This window comes from Paeniroseomonas aquatica, from assembly GCF_030409335.1.
GTDB lineage: Bacteria > Pseudomonadota > Alphaproteobacteria > Acetobacterales > Acetobacteraceae > Belnapia > Belnapia aquatica.
Genome location: NZ_JAUFPN010000164.1, coordinates 1 through 1,236, shown reverse-complemented (window position 1 = coordinate 1,236; position 1,236 = coordinate 1). Strand labels below are relative to the sequence as shown.

The 1,236-nt window shown below is 65.2% G+C and carries 2 protein-coding genes; one reads left to right on the top strand and one right to left on the bottom strand.

The annotated features are described in order from the left end of the window. On the top strand, positions 1-166 hold a 166-nt coding region (locus QWZ14_RS16985; RefSeq protein WP_290317958.1), incomplete at its 5' end, for a transposase domain-containing protein. 3 nt (positions 167-169) lie between these two features. Here QWZ14_RS16985 and QWZ14_RS16980 read toward each other — a convergent pair. After that, positions 170-1,069 carry a hypothetical protein gene (locus QWZ14_RS16980; protein WP_290317957.1) on the bottom strand — a complete coding sequence of 300 codons (900 nt, stop codon included), beginning with the start codon at positions 1,067-1,069 and terminating at the stop codon, positions 170-172. Positions 1,070-1,236 lie beyond the last annotated feature (167 nt).

The window sequence follows — 1,236 nt, the reverse complement described above, 5'->3', positions numbered from 1 at the left end:
CGACACCAACACGGTCGAGCGGGCCATCAGACCCCTGGTGCTCAGTCGAAAGNTCAATCCGCAGGTCTACTTCACCGACCTGCTGACCCGCCTGGTCAACGGCTGGCCCAATAGCCGGATCGACGAGCTCATGCCTTGGCACTGGGCACCCGCGACAACCGCCTGATCATCAAGCGCCGGTACCAAGGGTCCCGAAGCTGCGCTTACGGTTAATCTTGTCACTGATCAACGTCGTGAGGCCGTTCGCCGCGCGTCCGGAGAGCACGAACAGGACCGCGACCGAGACAGCCGGCGCCTCGCTGGCGAGAGGCGCTAGCCACTGGATCAGGAGGAACTCGTTGAGGCCGATGGCCCGCCCGGCTTCCACCATGGCCTCGGCGAAGGGTTCGGCCGCGGTGAGGATTACGGCGCAGGCGACGAGCGCGAGTCCGGCCATGGCGGCCCATTGCCCGGCAGGCGAAAGGGCCTTGAGAGCCGCGGCCGGGCCAGGCTCCTCCTCGTCCTGCTTATCCGCCTGCGGCGCATGGCGTACGCGCCAGACATAGAGGCCAAACAGCCCCGCGAGCACAGCGAAGTCGAACAGCCCGATGCTTCCCCGGAACAAGATCACAAAGGCGTAGAGGCTGGCGAGTAGCAGGAACCCGATCTCGACGGCGTTAGCGGGCGCCAGCGTAATTGCGCGATGGCGATCCCTAATCCAATGCATCACGACCACCAGTGGCCAGGCGAGGCCGACCAGCAGCCGGTTGGCCCCGGTCATGTTGGCCGCCGCGTAGTGGATGTAGGGCGAGCCCGGCCCCGCCGCCCCGGCTTTATGAGCGTAGTAGAGATCCACCGCGTACTCGGGCAGCACGGTGACGAGGGCGACGGCAGCGAGGATCAGTCCCTGCGATATGCGCCGCTCCGCCGCCTCGGCACCCCACGACAGCATGAAGCCCGCGGCAAGAATGGCGACGCCGAAGATCGCAGCATCCGCGATCGGGCTGGGTCGCAGTCCCGTCAAGCGCAGGGCCAGCGCCGGAACCATCGCAAGCACTGCGATGAGAACCAGGATCAGGAAGCGTCTCACTTGAGGCCCCTCCTCGCTTCGGTGCCACAGCGATTTGACCCGAAAGGAAACCTGGGATCGAGGCCGAGTTCCGCTCCCGGTAACGCGACGGTAGTTCGTCCCTCCATCGCAAAGGCCATCGGGAACACCTTACTCAGCAGTCGGTAATTTAGGCGACAATCCTTGAC